16 protein-coding genes and 2 pseudogenes are annotated in these 19484 nt (G+C 72.6%); 6 read left to right on the top strand and 12 right to left on the bottom strand.

Annotated elements, in window-relative coordinates:
- Window positions 1-10: 10 nt before the first annotated feature.
- The 4 genes from M3M55_RS16405 to M3M55_RS16390 all read right to left on the bottom strand — a co-directional run bounded on the left by M3M55_RS16405 (window position 11) and on the right by M3M55_RS16390 (window position 3301).
- Window positions 11-1072, bottom strand: a complete 1062-nt coding sequence (locus M3M55_RS16405; RefSeq protein ID WP_371878775.1) for a TDT family transporter — start codon at window positions 1070-1072, stop codon at window positions 11-13.
- A gap of 403 nt (window positions 1073-1475) precedes the next feature.
- Entirely contained in the window at window positions 1476-2138 is a 663-nt protein-coding gene (locus M3M55_RS16400; protein WP_249010580.1) for a hypothetical protein, read from the bottom strand.
- 85 nt (window positions 2139-2223) lie between these two features.
- Window positions 2224-2562, bottom strand: coding sequence for an MGMT family protein (locus M3M55_RS16395; protein ID WP_249010579.1), 339 nt, complete (start codon window positions 2560-2562; stop codon window positions 2224-2226).
- Window positions 2537-3301 carry a GntR family transcriptional regulator gene (locus tag M3M55_RS16390; RefSeq protein WP_249010578.1) on the bottom strand — a complete coding sequence of 255 codons (765 nt, stop codon included), beginning with the start codon at window positions 3299-3301 and terminating at the stop codon, window positions 2537-2539. The genes M3M55_RS16395 and M3M55_RS16390 overlap by 26 nt, the downstream gene beginning before the upstream one ends.
- A 210-nt stretch (window positions 3302-3511) precedes the next feature.
- On the opposite strand from M3M55_RS16390, the gene M3M55_RS16385 reads away from it, so the two are divergent.
- The 5 genes from M3M55_RS16385 to M3M55_RS16365 all read left to right on the top strand — a co-directional run bounded on the left by M3M55_RS16385 (window position 3512) and on the right by M3M55_RS16365 (window position 8161).
- Window positions 3512-4564 carry a sulfite exporter TauE/SafE family protein gene (locus M3M55_RS16385; protein WP_249010577.1) on the top strand — a complete coding sequence of 351 codons (1053 nt, stop codon included), beginning with the start codon at window positions 3512-3514 and terminating at the stop codon, window positions 4562-4564.
- Window positions 4565-4634: 70 nt separating this feature from the next.
- Window positions 4635-6170 (top strand): AarF/ABC1/UbiB kinase family protein, encoded by a 1536-nt coding sequence (locus M3M55_RS16380; RefSeq protein ID WP_249010576.1) that lies wholly within the window; start codon window positions 4635-4637, stop codon window positions 6168-6170.
- 59 nt (window positions 6171-6229) lie between these two features.
- Window positions 6230-6973, top strand: a complete 744-nt coding sequence (locus M3M55_RS16375; RefSeq protein ID WP_249010575.1) for a glycosyltransferase — start codon at window positions 6230-6232, stop codon at window positions 6971-6973.
- 55 nt (window positions 6974-7028) lie between these two features.
- Window positions 7029-7724, top strand: a complete 696-nt coding sequence (locus tag M3M55_RS16370) for an alpha/beta hydrolase (protein ID WP_249010574.1) — start codon at window positions 7029-7031, stop codon at window positions 7722-7724.
- A 92-nt stretch (window positions 7725-7816) separates the two neighbouring features.
- A complete protein-coding gene (locus M3M55_RS16365) occupies window positions 7817-8161 on the top strand; it encodes a hypothetical protein (protein WP_249010573.1) in 345 nt (114 codons plus the stop codon).
- Here the strand turns inward: M3M55_RS16365 and atzF are convergent.
- From atzF to M3M55_RS17695, 8 genes and pseudogenes are all read right to left on the bottom strand, one after another.
- Window positions 8097-9809 (bottom strand): allophanate hydrolase, encoded by a 1713-nt coding sequence (gene atzF / locus M3M55_RS16360; protein WP_249010572.1) that lies wholly within the window; start codon window positions 9807-9809, stop codon window positions 8097-8099. The genes M3M55_RS16365 and atzF overlap by 65 nt on opposite strands.
- A pseudogene (locus M3M55_RS16355) lies at window positions 9809-11686 on the bottom strand (5-oxoprolinase/urea amidolyase family protein); the annotation flags it as partial. The gene atzF and the pseudogene M3M55_RS16355, both read right to left, overlap by 1 nt.
- A 5-nt stretch (window positions 11687-11691) precedes the next feature.
- A complete protein-coding gene (locus M3M55_RS16350; RefSeq protein ID WP_249010570.1) occupies window positions 11692-12309 on the bottom strand; it encodes an urea amidolyase associated protein UAAP2 in 618 nt (205 codons plus the stop codon).
- The gene (locus M3M55_RS16345; protein WP_371878774.1) at window positions 12306-13142 is read right to left on the bottom strand and encodes an urea amidolyase associated protein UAAP1; all 837 of its coding nucleotides are present in this window, start codon (window positions 13140-13142) and stop codon (window positions 12306-12308) included. The genes M3M55_RS16350 and M3M55_RS16345 overlap by 4 nt, the downstream gene beginning before the upstream one ends.
- Window positions 13143-13147: 5 nt before the next feature.
- Window positions 13148-14689: an amino acid permease gene (locus tag M3M55_RS16340; protein WP_249010568.1), complete on the bottom strand. Its 1542-nt coding sequence runs from the start codon at window positions 14687-14689 to the stop codon at window positions 13148-13150.
- Window positions 14690-14858: 169 nt separating this feature from the next.
- Complete coding sequence (locus M3M55_RS16335; RefSeq protein WP_249010567.1) at window positions 14859-15608, bottom strand: GntR family transcriptional regulator; 750 nt, start codon at window positions 15606-15608, stop codon at window positions 14859-14861.
- Between the two features lie 279 nt (window positions 15609-15887).
- Complete coding sequence (locus M3M55_RS16330; RefSeq protein WP_249010566.1) at window positions 15888-17141, bottom strand: CoA transferase; 1254 nt, start codon at window positions 17139-17141, stop codon at window positions 15888-15890.
- A gap of 224 nt (window positions 17142-17365) precedes the next feature.
- Window positions 17366-18034 (bottom strand): annotated as a pseudogene (locus tag M3M55_RS17695) (collagen-like protein); the annotation flags it as partial.
- A 457-nt stretch (window positions 18035-18491) separates the two neighbouring features.
- On the opposite strand from M3M55_RS17695, the gene M3M55_RS16320 reads away from it, so the two are divergent.
- Window positions 18492-19373: a class I SAM-dependent methyltransferase gene (locus tag M3M55_RS16320; RefSeq protein ID WP_249010565.1), complete on the top strand. Its 882-nt coding sequence runs from the start codon at window positions 18492-18494 to the stop codon at window positions 19371-19373.
- The last annotated feature ends 111 nt before the right edge of the window (window positions 19374-19484 follow it).

Below are 19484 nucleotides of genomic sequence, written 5' to 3'. Positions count from 1 at the left end.
GTCGGCGCTCTCAGCTGACCACTGGCGCCTTGGCTGCACGCACCGGCCCGTCGGCCGTGGGGGCGAGGAAGAGATCGCCCGCCACGCTGCCCCACACCGTCTGTATGGCCACCGTGAGCCACGCGGCGAGCAGTGCCACGAACGCGATCAGCGCCGCCCAGCGGAAGGCGGGCAGGCCGGTGTGGATCGCGAGCCCCGTGACTCCCGTGACGCACGTGCCGACGGGGAAGGTGAAGCTCCACCAGGTGAGCGCAAAGGACATACCGCCGCGGATCGCGCGGACGGTCAGAGCTGCGGCGAGGACGCTCCAAAGTAACGCGAAGCCGAACACCGGAACCCCGTAGAGAACGGCAAAGGTGCTGAGGGCCGAACTGAGCGCCGGACCGACCGCGAGATGGGCCTCCGTTCCGAGGAGCCCGACGGCGGTGATCGACTGACCGAGGGGACCCAGGACGATCCACAGTGTCGGTACTCGACTTGATCCCGAGGTGCCGTAGTGGGCGAGTCGGCTCCAGATGAGCGTGATCACGATGAAGGCGGTCACCAAGCTCATTCCGAACATCGCGTAGCAGCCATACAGCATGGTCGCCTGAGCGTGGGCGCCATGGAGGTGCGGGATCAGGAGGGCACCGTTGGCGGCCGACACCATTGGCGGCACGATCGGCATCAACCAGCCGCCGAAGGCACCGTCCGGTTGCACCTCATGCTGCGTGAAGAGGAGATAGGGAATCGCTGCTGTGCACAGGAGCCCGGTGACCGTTCCGAGGCTCCAGAGCACCCAGTCGACGTCCAGTGCGGCGGCGCCGCCGATGACGACGCGGCCAAGCAGCAGGGTGCCGGTTCCGACGGTCATCAACGCCATCGGAGGCGCGCCGTAGAACGGGGCCATCGTCGGGTTACGGGCATGGCTGCGCGCGGTGGCAGGGAACCGGACCCAATGCAGCACCACGGCGATCGTGACGAGAATCAGCAGAAGCGCGGCGATCACCCAGACGGCGACCGCGAACGGGTGGAAGGTGCTCTTGCCGATCGGCAGACGGGCCGCCGCGGTGGCGACGATTCCCGTGCCCATCACCGACGCGTACCAGTTCGGTCCGATGAACCCGAGTGCGTCACCCGGGGAGGCGAGCGCACGGAGCAGTCCGGGGCGGGCTGGGTGACCCGGCCGTGGCGACCGGCCGGAGTGTTGGGCGCTGTCGGCGCGGGCGCGGGCGCGGGCGCGGGCGCGGGCGCGGATCGGGGCGCGGCGGGGTCGGGCTGAGCGACTGGCTGATGGCATTGGGCTCCCTGGTGAGATGACGGAACTCCGTCAGCGTCAGCGACGCGAGCCGATTGCGCCAGTCGACTTGCCCCTCCGAATATTCCGTTCGGGAATACCCGGAGGGGCGGGCTTGGGTTGGGCCCCAGGTTCGGGGGATCGGCGCCGGGCGGGGTGGGCCGGGGGTCCAGTCCACCCCGCCCGGCGCTCAGCGGCGTCAGCCGGTGATGTTGAACGGGACCTTGACGACGTTGGAGATCGGGGTGACCGATCCCGGGGTGACGACCGCGGGGGCGGTCCCCTTGACGACGAACACCGTCAAGGTGCTCGGGCCGGCGCCGAACATCGCCTTGCCGACCTGCCAGGTGCTCCACTCCTCGTTACGGCCGCCGCTGACGAGCGCGTTGCCGTTGATCTGGAACAGGCCGGCGAGGTTCGTGTTCGGGCCCTGGAAGGGGGTGCCCGGCTTGTCCGGCGTGCCCGACAGCTCGACGACGAGTCCCGGCGCGCCCGGGTCGGCACCCGGGTGGAAGCTGCTGCCGCCCGGCGTGTTGTAGTACGGGCCGTACCCGGCGGCGTGGGAGATGAGTGGGTTGTCCTTGGCCGTGGTCGCGTCGATGGCGAGATCGACGACGAAGTTCGCCCCCAGCGAGCCTGAGTGGTCGCCCGCACCGGGGGAGAAGACGGTTACGGTGACCGGTTCGGAGGTGTTCTGCGAGCTGCGGTGGGCGATCGCGGGAGCGGCGCCGAGCAGCGCGAGGGTGCCACCGCCGAGGCTTGCGGCGACGCCGGCAGCCGCCGCTCCACGCAGGAGGCGCCGGCGCGGCGGGCGGGCGGGCGAGGGGCCAGAGTGGCGGGCGACGCGGGAAGGTTCGGTCATCAGGGAACTCCTTGAGGTCAGGGTGGCGGGGGCTCTGTCTGTCTCCCCGTCCTGACCGGGTCTACGCCCGACCGGGACCGAAGGTTCAGATCCGGTCGGCGGTCAGCACCGACAGCGCCTCAGCCGGAAGCCGGGCTGCAGCCATCAGCACCCGTCCGTCGCGCATCGGCGTCCCCTCCGCGGCGAGCCGGCGACGCTGCTCCTCCCCCCGGGCGAGGCTCCCGTCGGCGCGCACCACCCGCCACCACGGCAGGCCCGGCGGAGCCGCGGCGAGCATCCGTCCCGCGTGCCGAGGCGCGCCCGGGCAGAGGTCGCCGTAGCTGACCACCCGACCCGGTGGGACCGCCCGGACTCGGTCATAGATCGTGGCCGGAGTGCGGTTATGGCCGGCCGTACGGTCAGCTGCTGCCGGCGCTCTGGCCATCCTGCTCAAAGGTGGTGTCGAACTGGTCGGCGGACCAGCGGGCGACGAAGAAGAAGCGGTCGCCGCGCACGAGGCTGTGACGCCACTCGATCGGCCGTCCGTCCTCGAGGCCAAAGCGCTCGATCTCAAACGCGGGCTGGCCTGCGTCGATCCCGAGCGCGTCGCGGGCGGGGCGGTCCGGCACGGCGGGACGGATCCGCTCCCAGCCGCTTGTCAACCGCACCCGGCAGCGGCGTCGCAGCTCCTCATAGAGCGCGGTGTGGCGAAAGTCGACCGCCAGCAGCGGCTCGGCGACCGCAGCGGGCAGCCAGGCGGACTCGAGGGCGATCGGCTCGCCGTCGGCGAGCCGGAGCCGCTCGAGGTAGACAAGCGGCTCACCGACGCAGCCGAGCATCGCCGCCGCCTTGTCATCGTGGCGGCGCTCGAGCACCCGGACGATGCTCTCCTGGGTGGCGCCGGTCGCCTCGACGGACCGGAACAGGCTGTACATCGTCCCGAGCGGCTGTTCGATCGCCGGGCCGACGAGGAACGACCCCTGTCCGCGGCGGCGTTCGAGCAGGCCCTCGTCCTGCAGGTGGCGCACCGCCTCCCGCACCGTGTGGCGGCTGACGCCGTAGTGGCTGACGAGCTCGGCGTCCCCGGGAAAGCGCTCCCCGAACTCACCGTCGGCCATCCGCCCACGCAGATCGGCCAGCACGCGCGCCCAGAGCGGAAGGTGGGGGTCAGCCGTGGACGCCACGGCCGGAGTATGGACGCAACCGCGGTCGGGTCACCCGCGATCCACACAGGTTGCGGGCAGCCCCGCTCGGGCATCTGGGCCCCCGAGCATGCGCGGCCGGGGCGCGCTCCGGGTCCTGAGTCATTGATGCGTTCCGTGAGCGAGCGCACTCAAATGTCCGGACATATGCGGTAGTATGCAACAAATGTCCACGGAAGAGGTGTGTGCGTCGTGCCCCATCTGATCCTCGCGTCGATCAGCGGAACGCGCATCCTGCTCGGCTCGCCGCTCGGCTTCCTCATCGGGCTCTCCCTCGGCGCCCTCGGCGGAGGGGGATCGATTCTCGCCGTTCCGGTCCTCGTGTACGTGGTCGGGCAGGGCGCGAAGGCCGCCACGACGACGTCCCTCATCGTCGTCGGGGCCGCCTCACTGATCGGGATGATCGGCCACTACCGCGGGGGTCGCGTCCGGCTCAAGGCCGGACTTGCGTTCGGATTGGCTGGTCTTGGCGGCTCGTTCGTCGGGTCGGAGCTCAACAAGCTCGTCCCCGGGAACGTGCTCCTGCTCGCCTTCGCCGGGCTGATGTGCGTTGTCGGCTGGCGGATGTGGTCCAAGGGGCGCGCCGACGACGCACAGGTGAGTTCTGTGGCGTCGGTCCCCAATGCGGCACGGGTCGCTGCCGGGGCGGTCCCGGCGGTCGCCGGCCTCGGTGTCAGCCCCGCCGCGGCGGTGGCCGGCGCGAGCGTGACTGCTCCCCTCGCGACCCGGGTCAGCTCGCGCGGCCATGCGGTCGGCCTCGACCCCACCGTGGAGTCGGAGTTCACCTACGGCGACAGCGTCGGGGATGACGTGGGGTCCGCCTTCCCGAACGTGCCCGACTTCGCGCCGGTCCCGGAGCCTCGGAGGCGTGGCGGCGCGAACCTCCGCGTCCTGCTCGTCGGCACCGTCGTCGGTTTCCTCACCGGCTTCTTCGGGGTCGGGGGCGGCTTTGTCATCGTCCCCGGACTCGTGCTCGCCCTCGGATATGACATGCCGGTGGCGGTCGGCACCTCACTGCTCGTGATCGTCGTCAGCTCGATTGAGGGGCTCGCCTTCCGGCTCAGCACCGCGTCGATCGACTGGGGCGTCGCGCTCCCGTTCGCGGCCGTCAGCATCGTCGGCGTCATCGTCGGCAACCTCGTCGCCGGCCGCGTGCCCGCGGCCAAGCTCAACCGGTGGTTCGTGTGGCTGCTTGCCGGACTGGCGATCTACACGGCCACCGAGTCCCTGATCAAGCTGCTCTGAACCGCAGTCTCGCTCGTTGATCGAGTGACTCCTCACGTGCTCTTCAGGAGTACTCGTAGCCTGGATCAGCGTGAGTGACCTCCCCGATCACACGCGGTCTGAAGCCCGGCGGATCCCCTCCGGCCGGATCGCCCGTACCGCCCGTGTCGGCGGTCTCGCCGCCGGGCAGGGGGTGCGCTGGGCGGGGATGCGGGCGGCGAACCGCGTCCGCTCACCCGAGCGCGCAGAGGCCGCCGAGCGCGTGCGGACCGTGGCGCTCGTCAACGAACTCGTCGACCAGCTCAGCCGCATGCGCGGCGCCGCGATGAAGGTCGGACAGATGCTCTCGATGGTCGAGTTCGATGGCCTCGAGCCCGACCAGCGGGAGGAGCTCTCCCGGCGGCTGGCGACCCTGCGCGACGACGTGGCGCCCGTCCCGTTCGCCCGGCTTGAGCGGCTGATGGTGTCCGAGTTCGGCGCGCCGCTGGCCCAGGTCTTCTCGGAGTTCGACGAGCGGGCCTTCGCCGCCGCTTCGATCGGCCAGGTCCATCGCGCCCGCACCCGGGCGGGGGTCGACGTCGTCGTCAAGGTCCAGTACCCCGGGGTGGCCGAGGCGGTCGACACCGACCTGCGCAACGCGAAGCTGCTCGTGCCGCTGCTGTCCCGCCTCGCCCCCGGACTCGACGCGCGTGCCCTCGCCGATGAGCTCGCCGAACGGATCGCGGAGGAACTCGACTACGAGTTGGAGGCCCAACACCAGCGACGGATCGGACGGCTCTTCCGGGGGCATCCGTTCATCGTGGTGCCGGCGGTCGACACGGCGCTCTCAACCCGGCGCGTCCTCGTCTCCGACTACCTCGACGGTGAGCGCTTCAGCGCCGTCCAGGCCCGCGGGCAGGCCGACCGCGACCGCTACGCGGAGATCGTCTTCCGCTTCTTCTTCGGCCTGCTCTACCGGGACCGGATCGCCCTCGGGGACCCGCACCCCGGCAACTACCTGCGCCTTCCCGACGGCCGGGTCGGGTTTCTCGACTTCGGGCTGCTGCGGGAGGTCACGCCTGACCGCGTCCGCGCGGAGGCGGCGATCGCCGCCGCGGTGGCTGCCGCGGATGCGGACGCGCTCACCGAGGCCCTCATCGGGGCCGGCTATCTCCCCCGTGAGCGGGCCGGCTCCGTCGACGGGGCGTTGCTGCTGGGTCTGCTGCGCCGAGCGACCGGCTGGTACGCGGTCCCCGGGATGGCCGCCCGGACCGGTGCGCCCGACCCGGATGAGGTGCCCGGGGATCGGGATCTGGTGGATCCTCTCGAGACCGGCGGGCGGATACCGGCCACCGCTGCCCGCCGTGAGGCGATCCGCCATCAGATCCGTCAGCTCACCCTGCCACCGGAGGTGGCTCTCATCCGCCGGATGCATCGGCTCGTCGCGCTCGTGCTCGAGAACCTCGACGCGCACGGCGACTGGGGGGCGATCGCCGCCGAGTACCTGCATGGCGCGGCGCCGGCCACCCCGCTCGGTGATGAGGAGGCTCCCGTCGTTCTCCGTCGTCGTGGTGCGGGCTTTCCCCCACATCCCTGTGGTCCTCCCGCGGCCGATCTGCCGCCGGGTACGGGCGACCTTCGAGCCTGACACGCCGAGACTTGGAACTGCAGTTCAGGCGGGGCACAACGACCCCCACGATGTCTGAGATGACGACCACCTCCACGACGCCCACCACGTCCGACCGCGCCCGTTCACCGGGACGCCCGGGCGTCTCGGTGAGCGTCGTGGTAACGACCCTGAATGAGGAGGAGTCGGTCGGCTGGGTGCTGGCGAACCTCCCCGCCTGGGTTGATGAGGTCGTGCTCGTCGACGGGCTGTCGGTCGACGGGACCGAGTTGGTCGCCGCCGACGTGCGGCCGGACGTGGTCGTCGTGCATCAACGCGCCCGCGGTCGGGCCGCCGCGCTCCGGGCCGGGTACCTCGCCGCCACCACGGACCTCGTGGTCGCCGTGAACCCCAACGGCTCCACCGACCCGCGTGAGCTCGCCAACGTCGTCGATCGTTTCCTCGGCGGGGGCGGACCTCCCACTCGGTCGAGGTGGCCGGCTGGCGGCGGCCTCCTCAAGGGACGCGTTCGTGCCGGAGCGGAGATCCTCGCCACCTGTGGACGTCATCCGTCGAGCCTGTGGGGGCGATCAAGCTCCGGCCCGTCACAGGCGGCTGGGTTCGGTCCGGCGACCTCAGACACCCTGCGGCTCATCCCGATGCTCCTGCCCGCCTATGACTCGGGGCGTTGGCTGCCGGCCGGGTCCGACACCCGCAGCTGGTCAGAGCTCCGCGATGGTGACGATCTGATGCAGGTCCTCGTCGCCGTCGACGGGGCCGATCCGCGCCTGCGTCGGGCGATCGCCCTCGGCGACCTCGACACGCTGCAGGCGCTCGCCCGCTGACGGCGCGGCAGGCCCAGAGTGATCTGACCGGCGCCTCCGCGACGTAGGGCGAGCGGTGCCCCCTCCTCCCTCCGCCCCCGCCGGTCCTCGGCTCCTCGGCACTCACATTCCCGACCGCCCCGAGGGCGTCGTGCTCGTCCTGCACGGTGGGGCGGCCCGGGGGCCCCGCACGCCCGTCCGGCCCCAGCAGCTCGCGGTCCTGCGGATGATCGCGGTCGCCTCCGCGATCACGCGGGCCGGCGGCGGCCGGCTCGCCGTGCTGCGCCTGCTCAACACCTGGCGGGGGTGGGAGCCAAGCCACAGCCCCGTTGACGACCTCGACTGGGCCCTGCGGGAACTCGCCGGGCGGTTCGGATCGAGCTGCCCGGTCGCGCTCGTCGGCCACTCCCTCGGGGGGCGGGCGGCGCTCGTCGGCGCCGGCCGGTCCGGCGTGGCCGGGGTCGTCGCGCTCAACCCGTGGCTCGACCTCGACGAGCAGATCGACCTTCGCGGCGCGAGGCGCGTGGTCATCCTCCACGGGGACCGCGACGCCGTCGCCCGCCCCAGCCGTTCCCTCCGCCTTGCCGAGTCCGCCGCCGCGTCAACCAAGGTGACGTACGTGACCGTCACCGGCGGCCGGCACGCGATGCTCGGCCGCCGTGACGGGTTTGACGGTCTCGCCGGCGCGTGTGTCGCCTCGATGCTGCTCGGGGTCGCTGCGGACCCGCGGCTGGCCGCGATCGCCGCCGGCGGCAGCGGCCTGCGGATCTGAGGCCATTGACCGGCGCCCGGCCGGGTGGAAGACTGCGATCAAGAGACCAACGTGGCCGCCCGGCCTGGGGGCCGACGACAAGGAGCGCCAGGGTGTCGTTTCTCCCGGGACCGCACGTACCGCCGCCCGACCGGGCACACCATGAGACCACCCCCCACGAGCGGGTGATCAGCGCCCGGCCGGCCCCGCCGCTTCCCGTCCACCGCCAAGCGCCCGGCGCCACGCCGGGACAGACGCCGGCGGGCGCCCCGACTCCGGCCGGCGCCGGCGCCACGTCGCGCGCGACCGCCGGGCCGATCCCGGGCCCTGCCGGCCCGCCCCGGCCGCGCCGGCATCCCGGTTCGACGCTGCCGGGGATCGCCGTCGCCTACGTCATTCCCGAGCGGGAGACGTGGGTGCGCCAGCGCCGTCTCGGGGATCCGCTCGGCTGGGACTGAGCCGGTAGTCGCGCCAGCCGCCGAAATCGGTGATGTCCTCGGCGCCCTCCAGTCCGGCCGGTTCGCAGAGAAAGCCGGTGACGAGGCGACCGTCGGCCAGGCGAACCGGGCCGAGCGCCATCGGCGGCGGCAGCGCGGCGAGCAGGCTGCCGAGCCCGCCCGGGTCGATCGCCCACAGCTCCCCGCGGATCGCCGCGCCACCGCCGGCGGCACCGACCCGGACGAGTCCCGGCTTGGGCGGATCGGTGTCGAGGGCGTAGAACCGGTATGCGGCGGCGGTGCTCACCTCCCCGAGCAGGCGGGCGCCGCGGTCGGTGAGCTGATGGTTGAGCGCCATCCCGGACAGGTGGGCGCCGACGACGAGCAGGGCGACCGTGTCCGGCCCTTCAGAGAGAGTGTCGGCGTGGCGCGGGGCGACGGTTCCGATGGCCGCGGGCCCGGCCGCCTCGGACCCCCCCGGGAGGTGCGCGAGCGCCCACTGCGCGATGCCACTCAACGAGCCGTCGGTCTCCCCGGGTGCGAGCAGGCTGACCCCGAAGCAGCCGCCGTCGGCGGTCCCGGCCGGGATCGCGTAGGCGGCCAGGCCGAGCAGGTTCGCGAACGTCGTGAAGGCGCCAAGGCGCCGGTTGACCGCGACCGGCTCCGCCGTCACGGCCGCGAGCGTCGGCTGAAACGGGACGGTCGGAACGAGCAGGGCCTCACAGCCGGCCAGCGCCTCCCGGGCGACGCGGACGAGCTCGTCGAGCGCCGCCCGGTCTGCCACATAGTCGGCGCCCGAGACGGACGCTCCGGCGAGGATGATCGCCGTCACCGTCGGATCACACGCCTCCGTGTGGGCGGCGATGAAATCCCCCACCGCTGCGTAGCGCTCGGCGATGAAGGCGCCCTCATAGAGCAGGCGGCCGGCGGCGAGGAACGGCTCGGCGTCGACCTCCGTCAGCGCCGCACCTGCCTCCGCCAGCGCCGCGCAGGTCCGGTCAAAGGCGGCCCGATACCCGGCTGACAGCGCCTCCAGGCCGGCGGGTGCGAACACGGCGAGCCGCGGCGGCCCGTCCGCGGGCGCGGAGGCGACCGGGTGGCCCTGGCCCGCCATTACCGCGACGGCGAGCTCGGCAAGGGCGACGCTACGGGCAAACACACTCACGCAGTCAAAGGACCGGCAGGCCGGCACCACCCCGGCGCTCGACAGTCGCCCCGGGGCCGGCTTGGCGCCGACGATCCCGGCAAAGGCGGCCGGCACCCGGCCCGAGCCGGCCGTGTCGGTCCCGAGCGCGAGGTCGACCTCCCCGGCGGCGACGGCGACCGCCGATCCGGAGGAGGACCCGCCCGACACGTACGCGGGCCGGCGCGCGTCGAGCACCGGGCCGTAGGGGGAGCGGGTGCCGACCAGCCCGGTGGCGAACTGGTCCATGTTCGTCTTGCCGACGATCACCGCCCCGGCCGCCCGCAGCCGGGCGACGACGTCTGCGTCCCGGTCCGGCACGTACGCATACGCCGGGCAGGCGCACGTCGTCGCGATCCCGGCGACGTCGATGTTGTCCTTGACCGCGACCCGCAGCCCCGACAGCGGTCCGTCGCCGGCGCGCCGGGCGGCGGCGACCTCGGCGGCCACCTCGGACTCGGGGCGACGGTGAATCCACACGGTCATGGCTGGGGGGCGAACTCTCCGGCCCGCTCCCAGGCGGCCCGTTCGGCCGTGAAGGCGTCGGCCTGGCGGGTGCGGAAGGCGGCGATCGGCTCCGCCTCCGCGGCGAGCATCGCCCGGTACTCGGCAAGGGCGAACACCCCCTCGGTTACCCGCGGCATGAACGGCCGGGCACGCAGTTCGGTCAGTTCCTCCGCCGACACCTCATACCAGTGGATCCGGTCAAAGAAGCGCAGCAGCCACGGCGTCTGCTCCGAGTCACGGTTCCACACCGGGACGGTCCGGCCGACGAACTGATACCCGCCGGGACCCTCCATTCCGTACACGCACAGGTACGCGCCGCCGATCCCGACCGCGTTCTCCGGGGTCCAGGTCCGCGCCGGGTTGTACTTGGTCGTCACGAGCCGGTGGCGGGGATCGAGCGGGGTGGCGACCGGTGCGCCGAGGTACACGTCCCCGAGGCCGAGCACGAGGTAGGCGGCGGCGAAGACGATCTGATGGACCTGATCGACCGAATCGAGGCCGTTGATCCGGCGGATGAACTCGATGTTCCAGGGACACCACGGCGCGTCCGCGCGGACGCCGGTCATGTACCGCTCGATCGCCCGGCGGGTGCTCGGGTCATCCCAGCTGAGCGGCAGGTCGACGCGCCGGCTCGGCACGACGAGCGCATCCGGGCTCGGCAGTTCCCCTTCCACGGCGCGGGCGAGGTCGAGCACGGTCGCCCCCGACAGAACCACCGGGTCGAAGTGCACCTGCAGCGACCGGATCCCGGGGGTGAGGTCGAGCACCCCGGCAAGCCCCTCGGCGGCGAGCCGCTCGGCGAGCACGTGGACCCGCATCCGCAGGCCGAGGTCGAGCTCCATCGCGCCGTACTCGATCAGCAGGTTGTCGTCTCCGCTGCGCCGGTAGGTGACCGCCGGAGTTTCCCCGTCCCCCTCGGTGCGGGCGAGCACGCCGTCGTCACGTAGCCCGCCGCGGGGCCGGAAGCGGATCCGGTCGCCGGGACGCAGCTGCCCGAGCTTCCAGCGCTCGTCGGTCGGCAGCGTCGCCGGGCAGACGAAGCCGCCGAGGCTCGGCCCGTCGGGCCCGAGCAGGATCGGGGTGTCCCCGGTGAAGTCGACCGCCCCGACCGAGTACGGGGTGTCGTGGATGTTGGAGGGGTGCAGGCCCGCCTCACCGCCGTCATCGCGCGCCCACTGCGGCCGCGGACCGATCAGCCGCACACCCGTCCGGGCCGAGTTGAAGTGCACCTCCCAGTCGGTGCCGTAGAACATCTCGATGTCCTCGCGGGTGAAGAACTCGGGTGCCGCGTGGGGGCCCTCGAGCACCTCCACCTCCCAGCGCGCCCCGAACACCGGACGGGCCGCCGGCGACGGTGGTGCCGGCACCGGCTCACGGGCCGGTGCCGGCCCGGGCGCGCAGCTGAGGATGTCGCGCCGCTGCAGGGGCCGGCCGGCGCGGCCGCCGAAGCGGCCGAGCGTGAACGTCGCGGCGCTGCCGAGGTAGGTCGGGAAGGCGAGCCCGTGCTCAAAGAGGATGTAGGCGCGCATCCCCGGTCCGGTGATCGCGCCGACCTGGAGGGTCCCGCCCGCGGGTACCTCGATCGGCTCCCACATCGCGACTGGCGCGCCGTCGACGGTGACCGGCACGGGCGCCCCGCTCACGCACACACGGGTCGGGGCGCTGAAGAGAAGCGTCGGGCCCGCCAGCAGGCACTCGAGTCCCGGGACGCCCTCCGGGTTGGCGAGCGCGCGGTTGCCGAGGCGGAAGCTGAGGTCGTCCATCGGGCCGGACGGCGGCACCCCGACATGCCAGTAGCCGCGCCGGCCCGGCCAGTCCTGCACCGTCGTCATCGTCCCCGGGGTGAGGACCTTGATCGTGCTCATGGCGCGGTGATCGTCAGGCGGACCGGGCTCGGGGCGAACCCGTTGCACGGGTTGTTGATCTGCGGGCAGTTGGAGATGAGGACGAGCACGTCCCGTTCGGCGGCGACGGTGACCGCCAGGCCGGGGGCGGAGATGCCGTCGACGATGCCGAGGGTGCCGTCGGCCTCGACCGGCACGTTCATGAACCAGTTGACGTTGGAGACGAGGTCGGCCTTTCCCAGCCCGTGGGCGGCCCCGGCGAGCAGGAAGTTCTCGACACAGGCGTGCTGGTGGCGGGTGTGCTGGCCGTAGCGCAACGTGTTGGACTCCTTCGAGCAGGCCCCGCCGAGGGTGTCGTGGCGGCCGCAGTCGTCGGCGATCACTGACATCAACGGCTCGCCGTCAGCGCTGTAGAGCACCGAGCCGATGGTGAGGAAGATGTTCTGCTGGGCGGCGATCGTCTCGGCGGCGCTGTAGCGCACCGTCGTGTCCGGGTCTCCGAAGACGAGGAAGTCGACGGCCTGGTTGCCCTCGAGGTCGACGATCGCCAGCTCCTGGCCGGCTTTCAGCCGGGCGCTGAAGGGCGCCCGGGCGGGGAGGACGACGTCAAGCAGCGGAGTCGGGGTGGTGATCATGCGATGCCTCGCGCGTGGAGGTAGTCGGCGGTGTTCTCCAGCGCCCGGGTCACCTCGGGGGTCGACCGCCACAGCGGGTCCTCGGGCCGGGTCGGGTTGCCGTGCCAGGCGAAGATCTGCAGCGGCGAGCAGGTGTAGGTGGGGCGCTCGTCGAGGCGGTGGGGCGCGTTGGCGAGCAACACGATCAGAGCCATCTCGGCCCGGATCTGCACGCTCGCCCCGGGGGGCGCGGTGGCGGAGAAGCGCAGGGCGCCGTCGGACTCGACCCGGACGGATTTGAAGAAGCTCAGCGACGGCGCGAGGTCACGGACGCCGAGGTCGTGCTTGGCGGCCGCGAGTCCGAGCAGCTCACGGGCGGCCGGCGTCGGTCCCCAGGCGCTCCCGTCCCCGTAGCGGCGGGCGTGCACGGCGGCCGGTGCGGCGCCGCAGAGCGCGTCATGGTGGCCCTCGGCGGTGTCGGTGAGGATCGTCGCGAGCGCCCGGCCCCGGTCGGAGAGGAGCGGATGGCCGGCGGTGAGGTAGACCTGCCAGGGGACCTTGACGGTGTCGGCGACGTTGAGCCGCTCGCCCGGCTGGTCGGCGTTGTAGAGGAGCAGGTGGGCGCACGCCTCCCCCTCGAGGTCGGTGAGGAGGAGGGTGCTTCCCCGGGCGAGCACCTTCGTGCTGTAGCTGCCCGGCGCGACCGTCTCGGCCCAGCTGAGGTCGGTCGGGGTGATCCCGGCGGGCGGGTTCGGGTGGGTGTGCGCGGGCACGGTCGCCATCGTCGTGACGGCATGGTCCGCCTGGGCGCGCGCGTGCTCACGCGCACCCAGGGGCGTGTCGGTCGCGGGCATCGGGCTCATACCGACACCGTCGCGAGATTGGTCTCGGGCGCGTGGGCGACACTGACGAGCCGGTCCCCACGGCGCAGGTAGAGGAACGCGATCGTGCCGAGCACCGCGGTGCCGCCGAGCAGCAGCACCGAGAAGTACTGCAGGTACCAGACGGGGGTGCCGGGCGAGTAGACCGACGGCCGCGGCCAGGCCATGTTCACCGTCATCGCCGCGCCGTAGAGGACCGCGGCGACGTTGACGGGGACACCCCAGCGGCCAAGGCTGAAGGTCTTGCCGTCGGCGGACTCGCCGCCGAGATTCCCCTGGCGGAGGCGGCGGAGAAGGGCGGGGATCGTGACGAACAGGTAGGCGGCATACAGCATCACGATGCACGCGCTCGTCAGGTCGGTGAACACGGTCGGCTTGCCGAGGTTGACGAACAGGAGGCCGAGGGAGAGCACACCGGTGAGCAGGGCCGGGGCGATCGGGGTGCCGGTGAGGCGGTTGACCGTCGACAGCGTCCGGGAGAACGGGAGGGCCCGGTCACGGGCCATCGAGAACATCATCCGCGTCGAGGCGGTCTGGATCGCGAGGGTGCAGACGGAGATCGCGATCGTCACGTCACACAGGAACAGCTTCCCGACCGTCGTCCCGAGCCGGCTCGTCAGCACGTAGGGGAGGCCCTGGCTGGCGAGGTCGCCGTTGGTGAGGCTCGGCGCGGCCATGATCGCGGCGAGCAGCAGCAGGCCGCCGCCGAGTCCGGAGGCACACAGCGCCTTGATGATCGCGCGGGGGGCAGTGCGGCGCGGGTCGCGGGTTTCCTCTGAGAGCTCACCGGCGGAGTCGAAGCCGACCATCACGTAGGCGGCCATCAGCGCGGAGATGATGAACAGGCCGAAGTAGGAGCCCTTCGGGGCACCGGTTGCGTGCAGGACCGCCCCCGGGCCGCGCTTGGCATGCACGAACAGCAACGTCACGAGCAGGGCGACGCCGATCAGCTCGCAGGTGACCCCGATCGAGTTGATCCGCGCCATCACCTTCACCCCGACCGCGTTGATCGCCGTCGTCAGGGTGATCAGGATCGCGCCGAGGATGCAGGCGTTCGTCGCGCCGCTCGTCGTGCTGAGGGACGGGTTGTGGCCGACGAGCTGGAAGCCGGACCAGATCGTCGGCATCACGACCTGCAGGGCGATCGCCGCCGCGGCGATCGTGACGATCTGGGCGACGAGCATCGTCCAGCCGGCGAACCAGCCGATCGTCGCGTTCGACAGTCGGCGCGACCACTGGTAGATGCAGCCGGAGATCGGGTACCGGGAGGCGAGCTCGGCGAACACGAAGGCGACGAGCAGCTGGCCGCCGAACACGAGCGGCCAGGTCCAGAAGAACGCCGCTCCGCCGAAGGAGAAGCCGAGCCCGAACAGCTCGAACACCGTCGTGAGGATGGAGACGAACGAGAATCCGGCGGCGAAGGAGGCGTAGGAGCCGAGCTTGCGGTGGAGCTGCTGGGCGTATCCGAAGGCCGCCAGATCGGCGGCGTCGGTGGTGTCAGACGGCGGCTGAAAAGTCATAGGTACAACCTTTCAGATGGCGGGCGGCCTGTCTTTGGCCCCGGGGACAGAGTCAACTGGCCCGGTGGTGAAGGCGCTGCTCAGTCCGGTGGGGGTCGCCTTGGGCTCAGTGGCCGCGCCGGAGCGGGGAGAGACGGGCCCGGGCGACGGCGGCGACGGATCGGCCGGGTCAATGTCCGCGCCGGAGCAGGGAGAGACGGACGAGACGGTCGACGACGCAGACGACCGACAGGGCGATCCGCTCGTGCTCGGCGTTGAAGACGACCTCGCGCAGCTGGATGTAGGGGGTGCCGGGAGCCATCTCGAGCTCGGCCGGGGTGGTTGCGGTCGCGACGAGCGGGATGATCTCGGTCGTTGCGTAGTCGGCGGTCGTGTCGGTGTTGGCCTCGAGGAACTCGAAGGTGGTGCTGGCGGCCCGCAGCCGGCTCGGTGCGACGGTGAGGCGGTCGGCGCAGATCACGTCGGTGATCGTGATCACCGGTGCGTTGTCTGCGCGCAGGAGCCGGAAGACGGTGAGCACCTCCGTGTCGGGGGCGATGTCGAGCGCGACGGCCTCATCCGGGCTGGCGGGTCCGGTCTGCTGTCGGCGCGGATCGACGCTGGCGACATACCCGCTCTGCTCGACGAGGGAGACGAATGAGACGAGCCGGTTGAGCTGCATCGAGGAGCGCAGCACGTGGGCGTTGACGTAGGTTCCGTGCCGGCGCCGGCGGCTGACGATCCCGTCGGCCTCCAGCGACTGCAGCGCCGCTCGCAGGGTGCCGCGGCTCACCCCGAGCTGGTCGGCGAGGGCCGCCTCGGGGGGCAGGCGGCCGTCCGGGAACCGCTCCTCGCGGATCGCGGTGAGCAGCGCGTCCCGGGCCCGGTCGACGAGCGGGCGAGCCCGCAGAGTCGGGACCGGGTGGCGGGCCGAGGTCATCGCCCCATCAATGTAAGGGGCGGGGCGACTGAAACGGGGGGCGGAGTTCGGCGGCTGGGTGCAGGGAGCCGGGGTTTGGGGGCTGGGGTTTGGGGGCTGGGGTTTGGGGGCTGGGTGCAGGGAGCCGGGGTTTGGGGGCTGGGGGCTGGGGGCGGTGTCCGGCGGTGTCCAGCGGTGTCCAGCGCACCAAATCGTGCACGCACTCTCGATCGCGGCGGTCCGTTCACGATCGGGGTCGCTGGGCGCACCAAATCGTGGTCGCACGCCGGAGGACGGTGCTCATTTCATGATTCGGGTCGTCGGGAGCGAATCGAGTGGCGCCGTGAGGGTGTCCGGGGGCCTTCGCCACACCGGGGCGGCGCCGCCGTAGCGGGCGGGCGGTCCGGGCCACGCCAGGGCAACGCCGTTAAGGGCGCCCGGCGGGCGGACCGCGGTGACGTGTGGCCCGAGCCGGACGAGGTAGGGCGACGGGTCAAGCGGCAGATCGCTCGCCGGCGGGCCCGCAAGGACCGCCTCGGCGGTGGCGGCCAGGGACAGATGGGAGACGTGACCGCCGCCCTCCCGGCGCTGGCGCAGCACGCCCTCGAGTGCGGCCGCGGCGATCATGTAGCCGGTGACGTGGTCGAGCAGCTGGCAGGGCAGACCGGTCGGGGGTCCGGCCGTGTCGGTGAGGCCGGTGGCCGCCTGGACGAGGGAGTCAAAGCCGCGCCGGTCCGCGAACCCCGGGGTCGAGCCCCACGCTGAGAGGGTGATGACGACCGCGCCGGGATGGCGGGCACAGATCGCCTCCGGGGTGAGGCGGAACCGGTCCAGCGCGCCCGGCCGGTAGCCGAGGACGATGACGTCCGCCGCAGAGAGCAGTGCCTCCAGTCGTGGGTCATTGAGGTGCAGGCGCACGCTGCGCTTGGCGAGCAGTCCGTCGACGCGGTGGAGGGGCAGCTCGGGCCGGCCGGGCGGGTCGATTCGCAGCACGTCCGCGCCGAGGGTGCCGAGCATCCGGGTCGCCACCGGCCCGGCGATCACCCGCGTGAGATCGAGGACGCGGAGCCTGCCCGTGGCTCGCGGCGGGGCGCCCGGGATCGCTGCGCTCTCCAGGAGCGGGACCGGCGGTCCCGCAAGCGCGCGCCACTGCGCCCGCGTGCGGACCGCGACCGCGAGCCCGCCGGCGGCGCTGACCCGGTCCTCCACTGCGCGGGCGGGCAGCGCCGCGATCGTCCGCTCGAGCCGCTCCGGGGTGGTGTCGAGTGCCGTGAGCAGCGCCGCCCGGTGCCACGGATAGTTCGCGTGCGTGCGGACCCACCCGTCGGCGGTCGGCCAGAACCGGGAGAGCGGGTGAAAGCCCGGTAGTGGGCGACCATTGACGCGGAGCAGCCGTTCGCTGCGGATCGCCGCGCGGACGTGGACGGGATCGACGCTGAACTCGCTCGCCCCGGTCCAAGCGGCCGCGGCGCTCAGCAGCCGTTCCAGCGCGACCGTCGCGAGGTCCTCCGCGTCCGGTTGGGCCTCAGTGCGGCTCGACGGGCGGCCGGGCACGTGCGTCCCCGCTATCCGACCGGGGAGACCCACCAGGTGACACTTGAGATGGTGACCCCGTTGTCGCAGGTGAGGACCACTTGGGTGCCCGCGGCTACCTGGGTGATGCCGCTGAAGGAGTATCCGGCGGCCGAGCTGAGAGCGGGAATGTCAAAGGCACCCTGGAGGAACGTTCCGGGGCTGCCGGCGTTGTCGATGGCACAGCTCCCCGTCTGCTCCAGTGCGTTCGGATTGGCGAGGGTGGCGACGGCGTCGATCAGGTACGTCCCCGCCGTGGTGAGGGTCGGCCCGGGGTTGCTCGTCGTCTGCGTGAACTGGTACCCGGCGCCAGCCGGTCCCTGAGGGCCGGTCGGGCCGGTCGCGCCGGTTGCGCCGGTCGCGCCGGTTGCGCCGGTCGCGCCGGTTGCGCCGGTCGCGCCGGTCGCTCCCTGTGGACCGGTCGCGCCGGTCGCTCCCTGTGGACCGGTCGCGCCGGTCGCTCCCTGTGGACCGGTCGGGCCCTGCGGGCCCGTGGCGCCGGTCGCGCCCTGTGGACCGGTCAGGCCCTGTGGGCCTTGTGGGCCGGTCGCGCCGGTCGGACCCTGTGGACCCGTGGCGCCGGTCAGGCCCTGTGGACCAGTCAGGCCCAGTGGGCCTTGTGGGCCAGCGGCGCCGGTCGGTCCGGCCGAGCCCTGGGGGCCGGCGGGGCCGGTCAGGCCCTGAGGGCCGAGCGGGCCCTGTGGACCGGTCGGGCCTGCGGGGCCCGACGGCCCCTGGTGTCCGGCGGGCCCGTCAGCGCCACGGGGCCCCTGCGGGCCGACGGGCCCCTCAGCACCCGCTGAACCCGGCCGCCCCGCGGGGCCCGCTTCCCCCTGAGGTCCGGGAGCACCGGCGGGGCCCTGGGCGCCCTGCGGCAGCTGGTGGGCTCGAAAATCGGAGGCGAGCAGGGAGTGGGCGATCAACTGCGCGGCCCCGACGCTGTGGCGGGCGAGCTTGGCCCCGGTCACGGCCCCGTCCTTGAGCTGTGGCGTCCCCACGCTGTTGCGCGGGAGAGTTACGGCGGCGTAGGCGCCGCCGGCCATCGCGACGAACAGTGCGACCCCGGCGAGGACAACGGCTGGAGATGGTGCCTTGGGGAGGTGTGGCCGGCGCATGGTTCTCTCCGTGAACTAGGTGATCCGAGCGCCACACAGCCTGACAGAACCGCTGACGATGTGCACCTCTTTTCAGGCGCGTCATGGAGGTTCCGGGCCGGGGGGCTCGCGTGTCCCCGCGGTCGTGGCACTGCTAGCGTCGCTTGGCGGTCCCCCCACCCTCGGCCCGACGGCGTGGTCGCCTGCCATGCCCCACCGATCCTCGAAGGAGCAGCAGATGAGCGACACGAAGCCCGCGATCGTCAACACCCAGCAGGAGCAGTTCTGGAATGACGTCGCCGGGCCGCTCTGGGTGGCCGCCGAGGACCAGACCGAACGCCAGACCGCACCCTTCGGTGAGGCAGCGCTCGCGCGGGCCGCGCCGGCTCCGGGCGAGGCGGTGCTCGACGTCGGCTGCGGGTGCGGCGCGACCACGGCGGCGCTCGCGGTGGCCGCCGGTGTGGCCGGACGCGTCGTCGGGGTCGACCTCAGCGCGCCAATGCTTGCTCGTGCGGCCCAGCGGGTCGCTGACCAGCCGGGGGTCGCCCAGGTCGAGTTCCGCCGGGTCGACGCCCAGGTCGCCGACCTCGGACCTGACGCCTTCGATCTCGTCTTCAGTCGCTTCGGGGTGATGTTCTTCGCTGACCCGGTCGCGGGCTTCGGCAACCTCCGGCGTGCCCTGGCGCCCGGGGGCCGGCTGGTGTTCGTGTGCTGGCAGACGCCGACGGCCAACCCGTGGATGGCCGTCGTCAACCGTGGCGCGGCGGAGATCTACGGGTTGGAGGCGCCGCCCCATGACGCGCCGGGCCCGTTCTCCCTCGCCGACCGCTCACGGTTGGAGCGGATCCTGAAGGCGGCCGGGTTCGTGGAGGTGGAGGTCGCCCCCCACGAGTTGGTGCTGCACCTGGGTGCCGGGCAACCCGTCGGGGACTGGGTGCACGAGCGTCTCATGATGGGGCCGGCTCGCACCATGTACCTCGAGGAGAGCCCCGACCGCCAGCGTGAGGTGCGAGATCTGTTGTCGGTCCGCGTCGATCCGTTTCGGATCGACGCGGCTGACTTGACCGCCGGCCTCGAACTCCCGGCGGCGGCGTGGATCGTTGAGGCCCGGGCACGGTAGTTGGCAAGACCCCTGCTGTGAGCCCCCGCCTCCGGCTGGGGCCGAGCTGGCCCGGTGCGGTGCCCCCCGCCGTGCACGGGACGGCGCCACGGGTGGACTGCGCTGCGGAGC

Origin of the sequence: Conexibacter sp. DBS9H8, assembly GCF_023330685.1 — a bacterium.
Lineage (GTDB): Bacteria > Actinomycetota > Thermoleophilia > Solirubrobacterales > Solirubrobacteraceae > Palsa-465.
Note: the sequence above shows the minus strand (reverse complement) of the source record. Positions and strands in the feature narration are given on the sequence as shown.

Coding starts and splice junctions, on each gene's coding strand:
- M3M55_RS16405 (WP_371878775.1), bottom strand. CDS start 1,072: ATGGGCACGGGAATCGTCGCCACCGCGGCGGCCCGTCTGCCGATCGGC.
- M3M55_RS16400 (WP_249010580.1), bottom strand. CDS start 2,138: ATGACCGAACCTTCCCGCGTCGCCCGCCACTCTGGCCCCTCGCCCGCC.
- M3M55_RS16395 (WP_249010579.1), bottom strand. CDS start 2,562: ATGGCCAGAGCGCCGGCAGCAGCTGACCGTACGGCCGGCCATAACCGC.
- M3M55_RS16375 (WP_249010575.1), top strand. CDS start 6,230: ATGACGACCACCTCCACGACGCCCACCACGTCCGACCGCGCCCGTTCA.
- atzF (WP_249010572.1), bottom strand. CDS start 9,809: ATGACCGTGTGGATTCACCGTCGCCCCGAGTCCGAGGTGGCCGCCGAG.
- M3M55_RS16350 (WP_249010570.1), bottom strand. CDS start 12,309: ATGATCACCACCCCGACTCCGCTGCTTGACGTCGTCCTCCCCGCCCGG.
- M3M55_RS16345 (WP_371878774.1), bottom strand. CDS start 13,142: ATGCCCGCGACCGACACGCCCCTGGGTGCGCGTGAGCACGCGCGCGCC.
- M3M55_RS16340 (WP_249010568.1), bottom strand. CDS start 14,689: ATGACTTTTCAGCCGCCGTCTGACACCACCGACGCCGCCGATCTGGCG.
- M3M55_RS16335 (WP_249010567.1), bottom strand. CDS start 15,608: ATGACCTCGGCCCGCCACCCGGTCCCGACTCTGCGGGCTCGCCCGCTC.
- M3M55_RS16320 (WP_249010565.1), top strand. CDS start 18,492: ATGAGCGACACGAAGCCCGCGATCGTCAACACCCAGCAGGAGCAGTTC.